Raw genomic sequence first — 20879 nt, forward strand, 5'->3', positions numbered from 1 at the left:
TGGCTTAGGGTTAACGAAATGTGAACCTCGTTACAAGTCTTATACCCTGCCAAGCTATGGCGAAACTTGCGTGACGAGGTCCAGAGGTAAAGGTTTCTACGATTTCGTATCGACCCTTGTTGAAAACGAAAAAACCGCGCCTCCCTTTGAAGAGGCGCGGTCTTGTCATTGNAATGATGCGACTTACTGGCGGAAGAGCGACATGATGTTCTGAGCGCTGGAGTTTGCAATCGAGAGTGACTGGATGGCCAGCTGCTGCTGTGTCTGGAGCGCCGAAAGCTTGGCTGATTCCTCTTCCATGTCAGCATCGACCAGACGGCTGACGCCTGCTTCCATCGCATCCGACAACTTGGCGGAGTATGCATCCTGAAGGTCGATACGGGTCTGAAGTGCGCCGATGGCCGCAGCAGAGTCCGTCAATCCGCTCATAGCGGTTTCGACGATGGTCATGAATGCGTCGATGTCGCCTTGTGTGGAAACGCTTGTCAGGGCCACGCTCATGACGCTGCCGAGAATACCGCCAGATCCAACACCTGATGTAATCGACTCGAACATGGCATAAGATGCGATGTTAAANTTTGCGGTCGTAACGCTGACGCCGCCGCTTGCGTTACGGATGAAGCCATCGACAACACTTGCCTGAGTGGCGTCGCCGTAGACCATCCAGTTCTCACCGGAGAACGAGGCACCCTGTGCGATTGCGGACAGCTGTTCCTGAAGTTTGCCGATTTCAAGCTGAATCTGGCCCTTGTCGGTAGACTGTTCGCTGGCGGTAACCAGCTTTGCCTTGATCTCATCGACGGCGCTAATGGCGCTTTCCATCGCGGCATAGGCAGTATCAACCTTGGCTGCACCAACGCCCAGAGCGTCGGAAGCGGCATTCAACGCTTTGTTGTCGGAATTCATGGTGGTGGAAATGGACCAGTAGGCTACGTTATCTTTCGCCTGGCCAACCCGGAAACCGGACGATACGCGATCCTGTGTGTTGGAAAGGTCTGTATTGATTGAGCGCAGCGTCTGAAGAGCAGACATTGCAGAGGTGTTTGTCAAAATACTGGTCATCTTCAGGGCGCCCCTTTGGCAATTCTTTAAGAAGAGACATTCCGGTCAAAGCCGGGAAACGCAGCAGGCAGCTTCATGCTTACCGATCTTAAATTGTTCGGTGCGCTGTTTCGATGACCTCAGAAGACAGGTTTATGGTTAATAAAGCTTTAATCGTAGGGATTTTTTCATCTGTGTGAATGGAACATTAAGGCCCAGAGCACCCGTTAATGAAGAATAACTTATTGTTAATATTGCAGATTTTTCTTTTTTATCCCGTTAATTTTTCCCNAAAAAAAGCCGCGCAAATGCGCGGCTTTTCCGTCCGATTTGNAAATTATTAGCCTCTGAAGAGAGACATGATGTTCTGCGAAGAAGAGTTCGCAATCGACAGCGACTGGACAGCCAACTGCTGCTGGGTCTGTAGAGCCGAAAGACGTGCAGATTCTTCTTCCATGTCAGCGTCGACCAGACGGCTTACGCCGGCTTCAATCGCATCGCTCAACTTGCTGGAATAGTCGTCCTGCATGTCGATACGCGAAGACAGCGCACCGAGAGCTGCTGCACCGTTTGTCAGGCCATCAAGAGCGGTCTGCACAGTCGTCAGGAATGTGTCGATTTCGCCCTGTGTCGATACGCTGGTCAGAGCAACAGTCATCACGGCAGACAGGATACCGCCGCTGCCGACGCCGTCGGCAATTGTCGAAAACAGTGCGTAGGAACCGGAGTTGAACGTCGCTGTCGTAACCTTAACCGAGCCGGCAGAGTCACGGATGAAGCCATCAACAACCGTCGTCTGCGAGCCCAGGTCACCCTGAATGGCCCAGTTTTCACCGTTGAAGGACGCGGCCTGACCGATAGCTGTCAGCTGTTCCTGCAACTTGGTGATTTCGAGCTGAACCTGCTCTTTGTTGACAGATGTTTCGCTGGCAGTTGTCAGCTTGGCCTTGATTTCGTTAACGACGTCAATCGCGCTGTCCATGGCTGCATAAGCCGTGTCCACCTTGGCTGCACCAACGCCCAGAGCATCCGTCGCAGCATTAAGCGCTTTGTTGTCGGAGTTCATGGTGGTGGAGATCGACCAGTAAGCGACGTTATCGGCGGCTTTGCCGACCTTTTGACCGGACGAAACGCGATCCTGAGTCGTGGATAGGTCGGAGTTGATCGTGCGGAGAGTCTGCAGTGCAGACATGGCAGATGTGTTGGTCAAGATACTGGTCATAGTATTAATTGCCCCTTTGGCAAGTACATTTGAAGGGACATTCCGGGTTCACCGGTAAACAACGATCAGCATCATGCCTGCCGAATACTATAGTTAACTTTCGGCCGTCGTTTCGATAGACCGATCTAACATCATTAAGGTTAAGGACTTCCAAATATTATATAAAAATTTAGTTAATTTACNAAAAAAATAAGTAATACTTTGTTAACAAACCTAAACAAAAAAGGCCGGACCTTTCGGTCCGGCCTGATTTCTCGNTTTTGGGGTCGATCTTAACGGAACAGAGAGAGAATGCTCTGCGAAGAAGAGTTGGCAATCGACAGAGACTGGACAGCCAGCTGCTGCTGGGTCTGAAGAGACGCTAGACGTGCAGATTCTTCTTCCATGTCGGCATCGACCAAGCGGCTGATACCAGCGTCCATGGCGTCGCTGAGCTTGTTGGAATACTCGTCCTGAAGGTCGATGCGGGTCGAGAGAGCACCGAGAGCGGCTGCGCCCTTTGTGAGTTCGCTCAGCGCGCTTTCAACAGTCGTCAAGAATGTGTCGATCTCACCTTGAGTCGATACGCTGGTCAAAGCGATCGTCATAACAGCCGCTAGTACGCCGCCGCTACCAACGCCATCAGCAATGGTCGAGAACATGGCATAAGAACCAGAGTTGAAGGTGGCTGTCGTAACCTTGACCGCACCACCTGTGTCACGAATGAAACCATCGACGACAGTCGTCTTGGAAGTATCAGAAGACTGAACAGCCCAGTTTTCACCGTTGAACGAAGCGGCCTGACCGATAGCGGTCAGCTGTTCCTGCAACTTGGTGATTTCAAGCTGGACCTGATCCTTGTCGACAGATGTTTCGCTGGCGGTTGTCAGCTTGGCCTTGATTTCATTGACGACGTCAATCGCGCTGTCCATGGCGGCATAGGCTGTATCGACCTTGGCTGCACCGATGCCAAGGGCATCAGTCGCGGCGCCGAGAGCCTTGTTGTCGGACTTCATCGTGGTCGCGATGGACCAGTATGCAGCACCGTCAGAAGCGTCGCCGATTTTCAGGCCGGTGGAAACCCGATCCTGGGTCTTGCCGAGGTTGTTGTTGATGCTGCGCAAAGTCTGGAGAGCGGAGTTGGCGCTGGAATTGAAGTTAATGCTAGACATAAGTTGCCCCTTAAAACGCGGTACAAGAGAGGGACATGCCGGATTACAAGTACCGGCGCGAACGGTTCGGCATCATGCCACTCGGTTCCGTTTTCTTTGGACACCAAACCCGTCACGCAGGGTTCAAAATGCGCGGCAAGCATTTCCAAGTTCTTAATTTCAGCGCCATCGCCAGACCTGTCGATTTTGTTGGTTAACGTTGCGCAAATGGCTGAGAAGCGCGGTTAACCACAATGAAACAGGTGCGATGTGGCGAGACCTGTTTCAAGCAAGGTTCGCGCGGTAACCTCTGTCGAAATTCAAAATCGCCAAGACCTGCGTCCGTCACCGGCTGTCGTCCGGCAAGCAAGACGGCNAAAGGATGAACGAGAAAATGTTAAACGAAATCAGCTATTCCGCCGCATCGAAACACTTCAAAACGGGCCAATATACCGAAGCCCTTTCGACGCTGAACAGGCTGATCGACACCAAACGCGATGCGCGCACCTATGCTTTGCTGGCNAAAACATGCATCCGGATTGGAATGCCCGAGCAGGCCGCGACATCCTACGAGCTTGCATACCAGCAGGACGGTATTGATGCCGAAAGCTATCTCGTCGAAAGCATCAAGCTCTACTTCGACTGCGGGCAAAAGGACAAAGCGCTCGCACTGTCCAACAAGCTGATCCACAAGTTCCACAAGTACCCCGAGATCACCTACATCGTTGGGACGATCCTGCTGGAGCGCGGAGAGCCGAAGATTGCCCGGGCGCTGAAAAGCATCCTGATGAAGAGCGACACTGTCGAGCATATGAAGCTCGGCGCGCGCATCGCCATCACCACCTGGGATCTGTTCGACCCGAAAGACATCGAAACTGCGCGCCTGCTTCTGGCAAAATTGCCACGTCAGCAGGCTGTGCGCCTGATGTATCTGGTCTTCTGCCGGGAACACAGCAAGTTCGATGCGATTGNAAAGCATCAGCCCATGATCGATGCCGCCATTGCATCAGGAGATACGTCTTTCGTTTCGTTCGACGGTACCTTCTTCAACATTCACTGGACCGACGACGAACACATCAATCAGTTGGCACGCAGCAACACCCCGGCCTTTACACCAGAGATGACCGCCAGACGCCACCAGATGGCGCATCAATGGGGTCAGAAGATACGGATCGGCTATATTTCTTCCGACCTCTTCGACAAACATGCGACCATGAAACTGATCCGCCGCGTTCTCGAACTGCATGACCGTGACCGCTTCGAGGTCACGCTGTTTTGCCATTCAGACCCGGACCTGCTGAACACCAACGTCGCAGATCGCACCCTGTGGGGCGATGTCGTGACAATTCGCGACATGACCAACGAAGAAGCGCTTGCAGAAATCAGGGCGCGGAATATCGACATTCTTGTCGACCTGAAAGGACACACGGCAGGAAACCGCACGGCGATCTTCAACATGGGCGCGGCACCCGTTCAAGTCGCTTGGATCGGCTTTCCGGGTTCTACAGTCAATGTCGATCTGGATTACGTCATTGGCGACCATTATGTGCTTCCGGACAGTTCGAAGCCGCATTACTACGAGAAGTTCGTTCGCCTGCCGGAAACCTATCAGCCCAACGATCCCCTCAATCGTCCATTGGCNAAACAAATCACCCGTGCAGACGTTGGCTTGCCGGAGGACGCTTTCGTTTTTGCATCATTCAATGCGAACCGTAAGATTACACCGCGCACGGTGGAGCTGTGGTCCGAGATGCTCAAGCGTGCGCCGAACAGCGTGATCTGGATTCTGCACAACAGCCAAGAGAGCAAAGCAAATATCCTTGCCAAGTTCATGGCCATGGGAATCTCCGCAAAGCGTGTGNTTTTTATGGGCAAGCTGGAATTCGAGCTCCACCTTAACCGCATCACCGTCGCCGATCTTGGTCTCGATACTTTTCCGGTCAACGGCCACACGACAACGTCGGAACAGCTCTGGTCCGGGCTGCCAGTTTTGACGGTGAAGGGCAATAACTTCGCATCACGCGTCAGTGAAAGCCTTCTCCACGCCATCGGAGCACCAGAGTTGATTGCCGAAAATGAAGCAGCTTATGTCGATCAAGCCGTCGGCTATGCTCTCGATCCATCAACGATCCGCGATATTCGCGCACGTATCGATGCCAATAGGTTTACGAAGCCGCTTTTCGATGCGGAACGCTACTGCCGTCACCTCGAAGCTGCTTATGAAACGATGAGCAAACAGGCCAGAGCAGGCATCGCGCCCGATCACTTCGATGTAGCTGCTCTACCCGCCCGCACAGAGCCTTTCCACGGCAACTAAGCCGATCCATCGGCCTGAAAAGTCCTATCTGGTTTTCAGGCCGATATTATTGGATCGCCAAGCTGTCGTTGTTCAGTCTAATGGATATAGCCCATACGAATGGCCTTCGCGATCGNCTGGATGCGATTGACAGAATCGAGCTTGATGGTTGCCGAGCCCAGATAGGCATTCACGGTGTGAACCGAAAGGCCGAGCTTTACGGCAATTTCCTCACTGATACGACCGTCACCAGCGAGCTGGAGACAAGCGACCTCGCGTTCGCTCAACGACTCCGCAGGCGTCACCCGTCGCTCGTCCAAGGCTAGCAGATCGACCATGATCTCGGTGCACTTGATATGCTGCTCAAGGACCATCTCGTTGTCCAGCAGCAGATTTCCACCGCAAAACACCACATATCCATTGCCGATCATCCCCAGGCGAACCGGCAGCGCCAGTCCGGAATAGGAAAGGTCTTCGTTGGCAACTCTGACCATCAGGGCTGGCACGTCGGGTATTTCGGCAAACCCGGTTCCGTTTTCACTCTTCCATATCAATGGTAGCAGCGAGCGCTCCATGTGATCAAGCAACCGCTCTCCCATGGACTGGACAAGACGCAAGCTTTGATCGCTGGCATTGATGCCCCAGNTTTCTATCTCGCAGGACAGCTTCCGCTTGTTGGGCAGTCCTGATGCGATGGCGCGCATGACAACGAAGTTCTTGGCGCCCAGTATGCGCTGTATTGCCACCAGCTTGGGAAAAAGGTCCGACCGACTGGCCGAATTGCCTCGCGCGGAACCGGTATGCTCGGCGCTGGACGTCTCGGACTCCTTGTAATATCCCATCCCGCGCGCCCTCATACAAGATTATTTCGAACCGCATAGGCAATAGCCTCTGAGCGGGTTTTGGTTGCCGTCTTACGCATGACGCTGGTGATATAGTTGTTGATGGTGTTGCGGGAAATTCCCAGGATCGTTGCCATTTCGTCGCTGGTCTTGCCTTCAGCAATCCAGAAAAGGCACTCGAGTTCGCGCTCGGTCAGATCGATGTCGCGCTCGACACGGGATTCAGCAATAATGCCCGAACTTGCGAAATAACCTGCCAGCATGGCAGCTTCGCGCAAGCGGTCGTCTACCGGCACGCCGTCTTCCGCAAACAACAATAGCAGCGAAAAGCGGACGCGGCCGACACAGAAGGTCAACGCACAATATTTGCGATCAACGCCGTGTGGGATAACAGCGTCATCCGGCAGAAACAGCATGCGCGGGCTTAGCAGCGCCAGGCACTTCTCCATCTCGCTGACGCGGTTCTGGTTGTTCGTCAATTCCGCGCCCAACCGTCGCACGAGATCGAACGGCCAATCGGATGTGATTATAAAATTGAGACCTGCTTCCTGGAGCAGATCTTCGCGTGCAAGGAGGTAATGAGCAGCGCCGGCAAAAGACGCAAGCATTTCCACGGCGGCTGTAACGTTGCCGTCCATTGCCGCGACTGAAATATTTCGAATGAGTTGATCGCGCGGCAATGACTTTACCGACCTATCAAACGGCACGGCTGACAGCCTGCGAACATCAACATCCACCTTCAATAGCCTACGCCCTCTTGCTCTCCTTATCGGAGATTATTTAACCGGGATGGAAATCATTTCCATACAGAAACACAATCACAGTCCGTGGTTTGCATGTCTGGCGACCGAATCATTTGCATTTTAGGNAAAGCTACAGGGNAAACCAGAAGCAGTCGAAGGCATCCCCGTATTTATCTCCTGATCATACCACCGAAAGCATATTCATGTTATCGGCGTCGCACAGATTTGATTTCTACTATTCCAACGTAAATTGTCGTCTTGATGAACAAATTGTTAATTTCGTCTCAAATCAGACCATGTGCGCCAATGGGATGCAAGGGATAAAACGGAAGAAGGCCGGTTCGGGACCGGCCTTCTCGTTTCTAAGCTGCTTTTTCGATTGCCCATTTGCGAAGAATTTTGGCGGCGCGCTCTTCGCTGATTTCCACCATCCGCGACAGACGGCGTTCCGGTCCTTCGCGAACCCTGCGATTGAAATCGCCACTGTCGCCATCGCCAGAGAGAAGATCGTCGGTGCTGTCGAAGCCGAAGTCTGCGCCGAAGCCATCCATAAGGCCACCACCGGCACTTGCTCCACCCATGCCCGGAGAGAAGTCCGGCAGTTCGAGACCAGCCGCATCCTGACCAAGCTCCGCTGTCGAAGCAGCACTGCCGCCAGCCATGGAGCGGACGATTGGGCGGACACCGAGCCAGACAACGAGGAAGGCGACGACGACGAAAGCAAGAGAGTTGATGATGCCGGCGGAGTTGCGGCTCATAACTTCCATGAAGCCCGGACCAGCCACTGCCTGGTCGAGAAGCTGCGTTTCAAGGAAGTCCATGGCAGTGATCGTGACCACGTCACCACGATCTGTTGAGATACCTGCGGCAGATGCTACGATCTTCTGCATTTCGGCGAGGTATGCGTCGACNTTTGCCTGATCGGACGTTTCGCCGATCATTTTCGCAAGCCGTCCTTTATTGACGACGACAGCGATGGAAATCTTGTCGACCGTGTAGCCATTACGAACAGTGGCCGTCGTTTTCGAGTTGATTTCGTAGTTGGTCTGCTCTTCCTTCTTTGCCGTCTCGTCCGAAGACTTCGGACCGCCGCCGCCACCCTGTGGGGCCGCCTGCGGAACGTTCTGCTCAACCGTTGCAGCCGAGTCAGGCGTTGTTTCCTGAGACTTCTGATCTTCCTTGGTGGTGCGCACGGACCGTTCGACACGTGATTCGGGATCGAACACGGTCTCCTGAATCTGCTGGCTGTCTGTGTTCAGCTCCGCCGTAACAGTGGAGCGAAAGTTGTCCATGCCGAGAAACGGCGCAAGCGCCTTGTCGATCTTGGTTTCGAGTTCTTGCTGCACGTTCTGGGACAGTGTGAGCGAGCGGTTCAGCGCGCCGTTTCCAACATCGTCGCCGGAAGCCAGCAACTGACCGGTGGAATCGAGCAGCGTCACGTCATCGACCTCAAGGCCGGGAACAGCCGAGGCGACGAGGTGGCGAATGGAGGATGCGGCCTTGCGGCCGGCAGCAGCATTGGCGCGGATCATGACTGAAGCGGTGGGCTTCTGCTCTCCACGGCGAAAATTGCCGACATCCGGCATGACGATGTGTACGCGTGCTGCGGCGACACCATCGATCTGCTGGATGGAACGGCCGATTTCGNCCTCGANGGCGCGGACACGTGTCACTTCCTGCATGAAGGATGTAAGGCCAAGTGAACCGACATTGTCGAAGAGCTCGTAACCGGCATTGGCGCTATCAGGCAGGCCGCGTTCTGCAAGCAGAAGGCGGGCCTTGCTGGTCATACCGACCGGAACTTGAAGGCTCGTACCGTCGGCTCCGACCTGNAAATCAACATTCGACTCTGCAAGAGCGATACTGATCTTGTTCAGATCCATCGTTTCGAGGCCGACATAGAGCGTTTCGTAAGCAGGTTTATTCACGTAGAGCGCAGCTGCAAGAATGATCGCCATGGACAGAACGCCCACACCACCCAGCACCAAAAGCCGCGTCTGCCCGAGAGCCGCGATATTTTTTAAAACCTGAGGGAATTGATTTAACAGATTCATTCTGTCCCGCACCGTCGTTCAAAGAGTCGTGAGACCTTTTGGTCCCAATACCTCACTAGACGGCGAAGCTTGCGCGAGCGTTTCCCTGATGGCTTTTAAAGGGACGGCGCTCGCGCCGTTCATCAAGCGGCGATGTAAACCGAAATGATGGATGATACCTGGGCGGGTGTCAGCGAACCCATGTGGGTGTTCAACAGCGTGTCNATCTGCTGGCTGGACAGGCTGACGAGAGTATCCGTGGACAGACCGGCGACACCTGAGGAGCTGAAGGCAGCGATATCCGCCGTGGAGAATTTCGAAATATTCTCTTTCGAAATTGCCGCGACCTGGTTCGAGGTCAACGCAGCCACCTGTGCCGGCGTCAAGGCCTCGCTCTGGTCCGTCGTCAGAACTGCGATGACGCTTGTGGACAAGCCGGAGACCGCACTCGTGCCGAGAGCCACGATATCCTCCGCAGAGAACAATGCGATGTCTTCCGTTCCCAGTGCCGCAGCCTGAATGGCGTTGAGCGCGTTCAACTGCGTGGTCGACAGGGCGTCCACTTGAGCTGAGCTCAATGCGACGATCTGGTTGTAGCCCAGCGAACCCACCTGCCCAGGTGTCAGTACCTTGATGTCACCCGTCGTCAGTCCAGCGATGATAGCCGTCGACAGACCTCTGATGGAACCAGACGCGATTGCTGCGATATCGGCGGTCGAAAATGTTGACATACCCAGGGTCGTCAGACCCGCCAGACCGTCTGCGCTCAACGCGGCAATCTGGCTCGTCGTAAAGCTGTCGAGCTGGTCTTTGGTCAATGCGGCAACCTGCTTGCTCGTCAAACCGGAGATTCCACCCGTCCCCATAGCCGCCAGTTCGGTGGCTGAAAGAGCCGCGATGAAGTCTGTCGGCAAGCCACTGACAGCCGAGGAGCTGATTGCAGCAATCTGGCCCGAACTGAGTGTATCGAGTTCTTCCGCAGTCAGCCCGGAAACGGCGTCGGAGGTCAATGCAGCAACCTGCGTAGTCGACAGNTTTTGCAGTTGTTCAAGACTGAGAGCCATCACCTGACTGCTTTTAAGACCCGCGATACCGCCTGCGCTGATTGCGGCAATCTGGCTCGTTGAAAGAGACGCAATATCAATGGTTTCAAGCGCCGCAATTTGTTGTGAACTGAAGGCGGCAACCTGTGTGGGCGACAGAACGCTGATCTGATCGACAGTCAGCGACACGACTTGCGCCGTAGAGAGGCCAGAGACACCAAGAGAGCTCAGAGAATGAACGGTTTCGGTGGGAAGTGCGGCCAGGGTTGCCGTCGAAATTCCGACGATGGCGCCTGCAGTGATAGCGGCGAGGTCTGCTGTCGAAAAGGTCAGCAGGTCGTCCAGACCCAGCGCCGCCAGTTGCTTGGACCCAAGGGCTGCAACCTGATCGCTGGTGAACGCTTCCACTTGATCCGTGCTCAAAGCCGCAATCTGGCCGCTCGTCAGGCCGGAAATGCCTGACGGGCTCNAAATGGCAATCCTGCTTGTCGACATGGCGGCAATTGCCGAGGTGGACAGGCCCTGAATGACGTGAGACGGAAGCGCGGCAAGGTCATCGGTGGACAAGACGTCGATATCGTCATTGCCGAGCGCCGATAGTTGCGTCGAGGTCAATGCCGCGACCTGCGCCGGGGTTAGAGCTTCCACCTGGTCTGTCGAGAGAATGCCGACCTGCCCCGTGGATAGGCCCGCAATTGCCGCCGTATTCAGCGCCATGATCTGCGCAGTCGAAAGCACCGCAGCACCCGAGGTTCCAAGAGCCGCGATCTGTTTGGAGCCGAGAGCAGAAACCTGCGCTGTCGTCAGAGCCTCCAGTTGCGCCGTCGTCAGCGACGCAATCTGGGCCGTCGAGAGACCGGAGATGCTGTCCGTTCCAAGAATGGCGACGCGTTCTGTTGAAAGAGCGGCGATCGTGACGGTCGAAAGCCCTTGAATGGCGGTCGAAGACAAGGCCGCCAATTCGGCAGTCGAAAACGCGCCGAGATCATCGGCACCCAGTGCCGCAACCTGCGTGGAGGTAAGAACCGCCACTTGTGCCGTGTTGAGAGCTTCGATCTGCGAGGCTGACAATACGTCGATTTGCCCAGTCGAAAGTCCGGCGATGCCAGCTGTACTCAGGGCCGCAATCTGGCTGGTCGTCAGAGCCCCTGCCCCGACGGTTCCCAATGCGGCAACCTGCTTGGAGCCAAGCGAGGCGATCTGCGCAGTGGTCAGCGCGCCCACCTGAACCGCCGTCAAGGATGCAATCTGGCTGGTGGAGAGACCGGAGACGCTGGCAGTTCCGAGAACAGCTATGCGATCTGCCGAAAGCCCGGCCAGGGTCGAGGAGGAGAGACCGAGAATAGCGTTCGAACTGAGCGCAGCAAGTTCCGCGGTGGAGAATAGGCCGAGATCGGCGGCATCCAGTCCAGCGACCTGGGTGGAGGTCAAAACGGCGACCTGCGTGCTGTTCAACGCTTCGATCTGGCTGGTCGTCAATGCTGCAACTTGCGCCGAAGAAAGACCCGGCACCCCGACAGTGCCCAACGCTGCGACCTGGGCGGTGGACAGTGCGGCGACGCCAACCGTTCCCAATGCCGCGACCTGTTTGGAACCAAGTGCCGAAATTTGAGCCGTCGTCAGCGCACCGATTTGCGGCCCAGTCAAAGCAGCGATTTGCGTCGTTGAAAGTCCGGGAACGCTCGTCGTAGAGAGGGCAGCGATCGTTTGCGGGTCCAGAGCAGCGAGCGTGTCTGTCGAGAGGCCAGCAACCGCGCCACTGGAAAGCGCCATGATGTCCCTGCTGGNAAATACCTTTAGATCGTCAGTGCCCAACGCGCTGACCTGGAGAGAACTGAGCGCCGCGACCTGTGTCGTGGTCAATGCCTCGGCCTGCGCTGTGGTCAATGTAGCGACCTGGCTCGTCGATAAGCCGGCAATGCCGTCAGAGCCGAGGAATGCAACTTGATGACTTGTAAACGCCGCAATNCCTGCAGTTCCCAGAGCTGCCACTTGTCTCGATGTCAAAGACGAAACCTGAGCAGTCGAAAGAGATGCAACCTGACCGGCGGTCAGTGCTGCAACTTGGCTTGCGGATAAGCCAACGATCGCCTTTGTGTTGATGGCCGTTATCTGCGATGGCAAAAGCCCCGCAATCGTAGCGGAAGACAATCCGGAAATCGCTGTCGACGTGATTGCCGCCATAGCTGCGGTGGACAGCGTATTCAGATCATCCGTTCCAAATGCAGAGAGTTGCTGAGAGGTCAATGCCCCTATCTGTTTGGTCGATAGGGCAAATATCTGCCCGGTCTGCAACGCGGCAATCTGGCTGGTGGTCAGGCTCGCGACGGCATCCGTGCTCCAGTAGGCTATTTGCGCGGTCGTCAGGCTGGCAATGGTGCTTGTCGAAAGCGAACTCAATACTGCCGTACTCAGCGAACCAATTTCTTCCGCTGTAAAGGTGGCAATTCCCTCCGCCTTGATCGCAGAGAACTGTGCATAGCTGAGAGCCTCGACCTGTACCTTTGTCAGGGCTTTGGCCTGATCGGCGCTCAATACGGCTATCTGAGCCGTCGTCAAACCGGAGATCCCACCCGTACCAAGTGCCGCGACTTGCTCCGTCCTCAATCCCCTGANTTTATCAGTGCCCAGCACTGCCATCTGTTGGGCGGTGAGTGCTGAAACCTGTTTGGTCGTTAACGCGGAAATCTGATCGGAATTCAGCGATCCTATCTGAGCGGTGCTGAGGCCAGCCACACCCTCGGCGCTCAAGGCCGCAATGTTCCCGCTCGACAACAGTGACAGCACCGCCGTCGAAATGCCGGAAATCGAAGTCGATTTGATAGCTGAAATTTCTTTGGTGGAGAATTTCGCGATATCGTCTGCGCCAAACCCTTCGAATTGTTCGCCAGTCAGCATTGCGATCTGCGTGCTGCTCAGCGCTTCAGTCTGATCGGTCGTCAACGCTGCGATCTGCTTGCTGGACAGACCTGTAATGCCGGATGTGCTCAACGCCGTGATCTGGCCCGGAGTGAGGGCGGCGATCTGCGCTGTGCTCATTACAGAAATCTGCGTCGACGTGAATGCCGCGATCTGTGTTGTGGAAAGAACGGCAAGCTGCGAGGGCGTCAGTGCTGTTAGCTGTGGATCAGTCAGGCTCGTCACGGCGCTGGCGCGCATTGCTGCGATCTGGTCAGCCGAAAACGACGCGATGCTTGTTGGAGTGAGCACCGCGATCTGGGATGAGCTCAGCGCTGCAACCTGAGAGGTTGAAAGCGCCTGAAGTTGTGCAGAACTCAAAATGTCGATCTGATCCGTCGTCAAGCTTGCGACAGCAGCCGTGGAAAGGGCTTTGATCTTCTCTGCCGTCAGCGTCGCAACGATCGCTGTAGGGAGGCCGGCGGCGCCTTTTCCGCTTAGCGCGGCAATTTCCTCGACGGAGAAGGTCGCGAGATCGTCCGTTCCCAGTGCCGCGGTCTGCGTCGACTTGAGAGCCGCGATCTGACGTATCGTCAAGGCATCGACCTGCATCGTTGAAAGCGCCACGATCTGATCGGATGTTAAAGAGCCAACAGCGCCGATGCTCAAGGCCTTGATCTTGTCGCTTGGAAGAGCTGCGATAAAATCAGTCGACAGGCCAGACACACCGTTGGCGCTGATTGCCTGTATCAGGCTCACAGACATCGCAGCGACGTCCTCGGCTTTCATCCCCGCGAGCTGGGACGACGTTAGCGCGGCAACCTGCGAAGGGGTAAGGGAAGCGATCTGCGTAGAGGAAAGATCCGATATCTGATCAGCGTTCAGGCCTGATAGAGCCTTGGTGGCAAAAGCTGGCACCTGAAGCGTCGTCAACGCCGCGATGACGTCCGAAGACAAGGCGGCAATCTGTGTGGAGCCAAGAACTTTGATCTGCGCGGTTGTCAGCGCTGCAACCTGTGATGCCGTGAGTGCAGCGATCTGATCGCCGGTCAGCTTTGCGACCGAGTTGGGATTTAACGCGGCGACTTGCCCTACGCCCAGCGAAGCAATGGCGGCGGTCGAAAGCCCGGAAATGGCTCTGGTGCTGAGAGCGCCGACAGCCGAAGCCTTCAGTGCGGCGATATCGACAGCTTCCAGGGCAGCGACCTGCGCAGAGGTCAGTACCGATACCTGCGCTGAAGACAGTGTGCCGAGCTGGGATGATGTCAGGGCATCGACCTGATCTGTCGTCAACCCCGACACTGCACTGGTGCTGAGTGCCGCAATCTGCACAGATGTGAGGGACGCAACGGCTTTAGCGCTGAGACCCTGAACGGCTTTCGAGCCAATGGCGGCGATATCGTCCGTGGAAAATGTGGCAATGTCTTCCGTTTCCAGCACCGCCAACTGCAAAGAGGTAAGCGCCTTTACCTGCGCCGAGGTCAATGCTTCGAGCTGCGCAGTCGACAACACGCCAATCTGCGCCGTCGAAAGCCCGGCGATGGCTGAGGTGCTGAGAGAGGCGATCTGTTCCGGCGTGAGCGAGCCGAGATATTCCGTCGTCATGGATTTGATCTGTGCAGTCTTGATCGCACTCAACTGCTTGGGCGTCAGGGCCGCCAATTGGTCGCCTGTCAGCGCGCCGAACTGATCAGAGGAAAGAACCGCGACTGTTGCGGTGCTCATTGCTTTGATCTGGTCCGGGGTCAATACGGCTACGACCGCCGTGCTGAGGCCCGCAATGCCCTTGGTGGTGATTGCAGCAACTTCACCGGGAGTGAACGTCTTGATATCGTCCGCACTCAGAGCACCGATTTGCAGCGAGCTGAGCACCTTGATCTGGTTTGAGGTCATTGCCTCGACCTGGTCGGTGGAGAGCGCTGCGATCTGCTCCGTCGTCAGTTTGGCGATTGCACCAGTCGCAAGCGCAGTGATCTGGTCAGGCGTGAGTTCCGCAATGACGTCCAGTTGCAAACCCGAGATTGCCTTGCCTGACAGGGATGCGAAAGACGAGGATGAAAAGGCTACGATATCTGTCTTTGAGATGAGCGCTGCCTGAGCGGACGTCAGTGCCGCAAGCTGGGTCGATGTCAACGCCGCAGGTTGGCTGCTGATCAACGCTGTGAACTGTTCATCCGTCAGCTTGGAGAATGTGCTTGCGCTGATCGAGGAGACCTGCGCGGGGGTGAGTGATCCGATGATGTCAGCGCTTAGGCCTGCCGCAGCAGCACTCGTTATCGCAGCAATATCGGCCGTCGAAAACATTGCTATGTTGTCTGAACTGAGTTTTGCGATCTGCGTCGAAGTCAACGCTTTGACCTGAGCGGATGTCAGTGCCTCGGCCTGCGCTGTGGAGAATGCCTCGACCTGTTCTGCCGTAAGACCACCGATCGATCTCGTACTCAAGGCTGCAATCTGTGTGGCAGTGAGACCCGCAATACTCTCGGTCGGCAAGACTTCAATCTGTGAAGACCTGAGGGCACTGACCTGCTTGGTGGTCAAACCCGACAACTGGTCGTTCGACAGGACTGCAATCTGGGCTGTCGACAGGCTGGCAATTGCCGCCGTGCTGAGCCCGGCAATCGCGGCAGGAGATAGATTGGCAACATAGTCTGCACCGAGCGCACCGATCTGCACCGCCTTCAAGGCAGCGATCTGGGTGGACGTCAAAGCGCCGACCTGTGCCGAAGTCAAACTGCCGATCTGGTCCGTCGTCAATCTTGCAATGACACCTGTTCTCAAGGCCGCAAGCTGCTCGTCAGATAAAGAGGTCAGCGCATCCGTGCTCAAGCCCGGAATAGCCGAGGCGCTGAGGGCTGCGACCTGTTCGGCTGACAGAATAAGGATGGCTCCGGTTGAGAGGCCCGCTATGCCCTTACTGGAGATCGCAGCCATATCTAACGTTGAAAATGTCATCAGGTCATCAAAGTCGAGCGCGGCGATCTGATCGGAACTCATCGCTCCAATCTGTGCCGGCGTCAGGGCTTCGGCCTGATCCGTCGTCAGAAATTGCAGCTNGGAGGTCGTCAAAGCCGCCACCTGACCGGCACTGAAGCCAGCGACCGAAATCTTGTTCAGAACTTCGATCTGGTCCATGGACAAGCCGACGATCGCGCTTGTCGAAATCGCGCTCAGCTGTTTCGTCGACATTGCCTCGACATCTTCAGTTTCTAGCGCTGAGATTTGGTCCGACGAGAGAACGCTGATCTGTTTTGACGATAGAACTTTGACCTGCTCAGTCGAAAGCGCTGCCATATCCTCGGATGACCAACTTGAAACCTGAGCCGTCGAAAGTTTCGAAATTTGGCTGGCAGAGAGAGTAGGTATGATCGACGTCATTTGCAGGCCTTGATCGCGAGTTCAATGATCGNAAACGAATTCGTTGGAGCCAGAGCGCCCCACGCTTGCGGCCCTGGAATAGAAATCAGGGCAGCATTCGACATCGACAATCCTAGGTTTCGTTGCTTGCGCGAGGCTTTCAGTTATTTCGATATGAAAGCCGCCATGGCTCTGCGGCCACAGCAAAGCAGCTCCCTCCCGAAAACAGGAAAGGCTATTACCGGCCTCTTTCGATGTGGTTTGACCCTAATCGGGTTACAGCGGTGGGTTCAGGAATGAGGGCATCGTCTCATCCNTTTCTACCAACGAAAGGAAAAGGCGCGACGTATCGAGCGCTTCGCGGATCGTCACATCCATATCCAGATAACGATAGGTGCCGAGGCGACCGACAAAGGTCACAGCTTTCTCGTCATTGGCAAGCGAGACATATTGAGCGAGCTGCTCTTTTTCCTCGACGAGCCGGATAGGGTAATAAGGAACATCGTCAGGCCCGCATTCGCGTGAAAACTCCCGGTAGCAGACGGAGCTTTCGTGCTTTTCCCAAGGCGAGAAATGCTTATGTTCGGTAATACGGGTGTAGGGAATGGAGACTTCACCGTAATTCATGACCGCGCAACCCTGATAATCGCCATCATAGGTGAAACGTTCGAAATCGAGCGTGCGGTATCCCAGCCTTCCATTGGTGTAATCGAAGTAGCCATCAAGCGAGCCGGAGTAGAACGTATGATCGTAACCGCTTATGTCGGCACGTCCGAAATTGCTGCTCAGGTGAACGCGGATGCCGGGATGATCGAGAATACGTTCCACCATCGGCGTGTACCCGGTTTCCGGCATGCCCTGGAATTTGTGAAAGAAATAATCGTCGTCGTAGTTGAAACGCACAGGCAGGCGCTTGAGGATCGATGCTGGCAAAGCGGTTGGTGAGCAACCCCATTGCTTTTGCGTATAGCCCTGNAAAAATGCCTCATATAAATCGCGCCCCACAAAACGAAGCGCCTGCTCTTCAAAGGTCTGCGGGTCTTCAATGGTCTTGTCGGCCTGTTCATCGATGAAAGCCTTCGCTTCATCAGGGCGAAACGTCTTGTCGAAAAACTGGTTGATGGTGTGCAGATTGACGGGAAGCGAAAAAACTTGACCCCGGCTCGTGGTCTTCACCCGGTTCTTATACGGCATGAAGGTCTGAAACGTATTGACGTAATCCCAGACTTCTGCGTCGTCCGTGTGGNAAATATGCGGGCCGTAGACGTGAACCATCACGCCGGTTTCAGCGTCCCGTTCCGTATGGCAATTGCCCGCAATGTGGTCACGCCTGTCGAAAATATCGACCTGATGCCCCGCTTGTGCAAGCTCACGACCAATAACGGCTCCTGAAAGCCCTGCTCCGACAATTGCGATCNTTTTGGATTGAGACACTCGACCTGCCTTTATGAGGTGTTGGAGCGCTTCGGCTCATAGAGTGAAGCGCCCGGACCGGCTGAAATTGATTGCGCCGTATCAGAATTTAAGACGCAGCCGCGGCGGCGCTTGTCCACAGCCGGTTGTCGGACGGTATCGGAGAATAGTCGTGCCATTCGCGCAGTTTCTGAAGATACCGCTGGCGATAGGCCTGCTCATCGACAAATTCGAGATTTTCCAGCACGAGCTCCGCGCCGATTTCGTAATACACGTCCATATTTCTTAAATCGGGAACGGGCGTTTCTCCGCGCTCGGCTTCTGCCTGCATCTGCCAGAACAGCTCTTCCAGACGACGTGCCAGTGCCGGAATGTCGCGAAGCGCACTTGTGTCGCGGTTGGCCTGAATTTTGTCTCTTAGCGTCTTCAGGGTTGCCGGGTTGTTTGCATAGGAGATGGCCTTGGCAACATAATCGTCAGGGCCATCGCAAATCAATTCCGGCACACCCGTTGCAGCCACAACGCTGCTGCAGAAACGGGCGGCAAAGCTCTTTCCAGGAAATGTCAGAACGGGTAGCCCAACGGTCAGCGAATCCGCTGCGGTGGAATGCGCGCCATAGGGGAATGTATCGAGGAACAGGTCGGCCACGGCAATACGTGCCAGATGTTCGGCATTCTGAGCCTTGGGCGCAAAAAGAATGCGCTCGGCATCAACACCGGCCTCTACGGCCAACTGCCGCAAACGCTGGTCGGCTTTCTCGTTACCGCTGAGCAGCCACAGCACGCTACCGGGGGTCGCCGTCAGTATCTTCATCCATTGATCGAAAGTGCTGGCGTTGATCNTTTGCATGCCGTTGAAGCAGGCAAACACGAAGGCGTCTTTCGGCAGGCCCGCCTGCTCGCGTGTTGGCTTTGCGGCAATGATGCGCTTACGGTCGATTGGCTGATTACAGGCAATCCGCAGCACCTTTTCCGAATAGTAGATTTCGCTTTCCTCGGGCACAATCTGCTGATCGGCGATCATATACTGATGGAAAGGACCACCCATCGAACCCGGATAGCCACAGAAATTGACGATCACTGGAGCCGGACGATAGGCAAAAATCCCGGTTCTGGCATGTTTGGTGTAGCCGTTGACGTCGATGAGAATATCGATCTCATCGCTGGCAATCTGGCGCGCAGCCGCTTCGTCAGACAGCGCACCAAGTTCGTGCCAGGCATCGACCGCAGCTTTCATCCGGNTTTGCGTCGCATCGTTGGAAACCGCATCACCGCAATAATAGGCGTGAATTTCAACGCTGTTTTTGTCGTGTAGCTCGAGAACTTCACGAAGCGCAAAGCCGACCGCGTGGTCGCGCAGGTCAGACGAAACATAGCCGACGCGCAGGCGTGCGCCCGTACCCGATTTCTGCTTGACCTTTGCGCGCGGGAAACTCTTGATATCGAGACGACCAACGAAGCTCTTGCTGTACTGGTGGGCTTTGGCAAGCTGGAACATCGGGTCATCCGAATAGCAACCCAGCGTCAATGGCGATATGGAATCGACCATCTGGCGCGTTGTAATATGGCTGGATGGCATGATGATCGGCCATTTGCACTGGCGCTGACGGATTGCGGTCCAGTGCTGTCCCGACTCCGTCTTTTCGGGCCGCAGTTCCATCGCCTGCCAGAGCACAGCTTCGGCCTCATCGAGCAAGCCTGCGNTTTCCATGACACGGCCGATATGTTGCAATGCCATCAACCGGTAGGAAAGTCGGTCTGGCGTCGTTTCGGATGTACTGTCCACGAAACTCTGCCATTGCTGGATGGCTTGAGGAGCAGCGCCACCGTCTTCATAGGCGCGGCCCATGTTGATGTGGGCAGGACCGAAAAGTGGATCGATTTGCAGCGCGGCGCGAAGGGCGTTCATCGAACCGGGGAGATCGTTGGTCTGGCGCAGCGTCACGGAATAGTTGAAATAGACCATCTGTAGGCCGGGGTGGCCATCATTGAAGGCCAACCATGTCTTGTATAGCTCAACCGCCTCGCTTCTGCGGCCTTCCGCGCTGAAACCCTCGGCGAATTTGAACAGGTCCATCAAGGCGAGGCGTTGCGATTTCGCCAGCTCCAGCAGATTTGGGAAAAGCGAGCTGGNAAAACCACCGTTCGATACACTGTTCATCAATTAAGACCCCGGGACTGGCGCGTCGAACGGCAAAACCGCTCGCTGTTATAAACCGGTGTGCAGATTAATACTTTGAAGCTTGCGCGGCGCTTTACTTGCACNAAAATGGTGCTTCGCCGCTCATTATTTAACAGATTTTGTTTTATGCGGACTTCAGGCAACTGAAATGGTCTTCGGCCAGGGTCAATATTGCCTTGCTATCAGGCGCGGTCGGCGCTCGGTGTTCGACCTAAAACAAATCACAATCGCCGGAGGCCTTGTCCAAAGGTTGCGAATGTCCGTGGCGCAGGCCAGCACCCAGCGCCTTTTGCATTTCCGCAAGTTTGACGAGACTAAGCGCGGTGGACACGTCGACGGCCCAATCAAGCGGAATGGAGCCTGTGATCGTGTCAATGAATTCAGCGAGACCGCGTGTTTTCTGAACGGCAAGGTCGATGCCCTGCAACAACCGCATACCTTCGGTCGTGACAGCGCCATTGGTGGCCTCGAGCAGTTGCGGTTCAATCCGTTCGATAAGATAGGCCACGTCATGGAGTTCGGAAACAACCCGCATCAACACGTCGGGAAGTGCTTCTTCGAACGCTTGAAGTTCAGCGTACTCGGCGATCTGCATAACATACTCCGTGACCAGCGCGCCGAACTGAAACCCTAAAATGTTTTCGGTTCGATGCTGAAACAAAATGAACGAACAGCGAGG

Annotated in this window: 12 protein-coding genes; 2 read left to right on the forward strand and 10 right to left on the reverse strand. The window is 55.4% G+C overall.

What is annotated here, in order from left to right; translation table 11 throughout:
* Positions 1 to 183: 183 nt before the first annotated feature.
* The 3 genes from CUC55_RS08420 to CUC55_RS08430 all read right to left on the reverse strand — a co-directional run bounded on the left by CUC55_RS08420 (position 184) and on the right by CUC55_RS08430 (position 3414).
* The gene (locus CUC55_RS08420; RefSeq protein ID WP_103087544.1) at positions 184 to 1062 is read right to left on the reverse strand and encodes a flagellin N-terminal helical domain-containing protein; all 879 of its coding nucleotides are present in this window, start codon (positions 1060 to 1062) and stop codon (positions 184 to 186) included.
* A gap of 319 nt (positions 1063 to 1381) precedes the next feature.
* Complete coding sequence (locus CUC55_RS08425) at positions 1382 to 2263, reverse strand: flagellin N-terminal helical domain-containing protein (RefSeq protein WP_067648723.1); 882 nt, start codon at positions 2261 to 2263, stop codon at positions 1382 to 1384.
* A gap of 272 nt (positions 2264 to 2535) precedes the next feature.
* Positions 2536 to 3414 (reverse strand): flagellin N-terminal helical domain-containing protein, encoded by an 879-nt coding sequence (locus CUC55_RS08430; protein ID WP_067648726.1) that lies wholly within the window; start codon positions 3412 to 3414, stop codon positions 2536 to 2538.
* A 35-nt stretch (positions 3415 to 3449) separates the two neighbouring features.
* Here CUC55_RS08430 and CUC55_RS22710 point away from each other — a divergent pair, with 35 nt between their 5' ends.
* Both CUC55_RS22710 and CUC55_RS23610 read left to right on the forward strand, forming a co-directional pair.
* Complete coding sequence (locus CUC55_RS22710; protein WP_157940935.1) at positions 3450 to 3611, forward strand: hypothetical protein; 162 nt, start codon at positions 3450 to 3452, stop codon at positions 3609 to 3611.
* Between the two features lie 923 nt (positions 3612 to 4534).
* Complete coding sequence (locus CUC55_RS23610; protein WP_425352799.1) at positions 4535 to 5710, forward strand: O-linked N-acetylglucosamine transferase, SPINDLY family protein; 1176 nt, start codon at positions 4535 to 4537, stop codon at positions 5708 to 5710.
* 77 nt (positions 5711 to 5787) lie between these two features.
* Here CUC55_RS23610 and visR read toward each other — a convergent pair whose 3' ends face one another.
* The 7 genes from visR to cheT form a co-directional block, all read right to left on the reverse strand.
* A complete protein-coding gene (gene visR / locus CUC55_RS08440) occupies positions 5788 to 6531 on the reverse strand; it encodes a transcriptional regulator VisR (protein ID WP_103087545.1) in 744 nt (247 codons plus the stop codon).
* Between the two features lie 11 nt (positions 6532 to 6542).
* On the reverse strand, positions 6543 to 7274 hold the full coding sequence (gene visN / locus CUC55_RS08445) for a transcriptional regulator VisN (protein ID WP_067648732.1): 732 nt from the start codon (positions 7272 to 7274) through the stop codon (positions 6543 to 6545).
* 362 nt (positions 7275 to 7636) lie between these two features.
* Complete coding sequence (gene fliF / locus CUC55_RS08450) at positions 7637 to 9328, reverse strand: flagellar basal-body MS-ring/collar protein FliF (RefSeq protein WP_103087546.1); 1692 nt, start codon at positions 9326 to 9328, stop codon at positions 7637 to 7639.
* Between the two features lie 122 nt (positions 9329 to 9450).
* Positions 9451 to 16626 carry a beta strand repeat-containing protein gene (locus CUC55_RS08455; protein WP_103087547.1) on the reverse strand — a complete coding sequence of 2392 codons (7176 nt, stop codon included), beginning with the start codon at positions 16624 to 16626 and terminating at the stop codon, positions 9451 to 9453.
* 255 nt (positions 16627 to 16881) lie between these two features.
* Positions 16882 to 18039, reverse strand: coding sequence for a UDP-galactopyranose/dTDP-fucopyranose mutase family protein (locus tag CUC55_RS08460; protein WP_103087548.1), 1158 nt, complete (start codon positions 18037 to 18039; stop codon positions 16882 to 16884).
* Between the two features lie 88 nt (positions 18040 to 18127).
* Positions 18128 to 20179: an O-linked N-acetylglucosamine transferase, SPINDLY family protein gene (locus tag CUC55_RS08465; RefSeq protein ID WP_103087549.1), complete on the reverse strand. Its 2052-nt coding sequence runs from the start codon at positions 20177 to 20179 to the stop codon at positions 18128 to 18130.
* Positions 20180 to 20411: 232 nt separating this feature from the next.
* Positions 20412 to 20795, reverse strand: coding sequence for a chemotaxis protein CheT (gene cheT, locus CUC55_RS08470; protein ID WP_067648747.1), 384 nt, complete (start codon positions 20793 to 20795; stop codon positions 20412 to 20414).
* Positions 20796 to 20879 lie beyond the last annotated feature (84 nt).

Origin of the sequence: Agrobacterium bohemicum (assembly GCF_002896715.1) — a bacterium.
GTDB classification, from domain to species: domain Bacteria; phylum Pseudomonadota; class Alphaproteobacteria; order Rhizobiales; family Rhizobiaceae; genus Agrobacterium; species Agrobacterium bohemicum.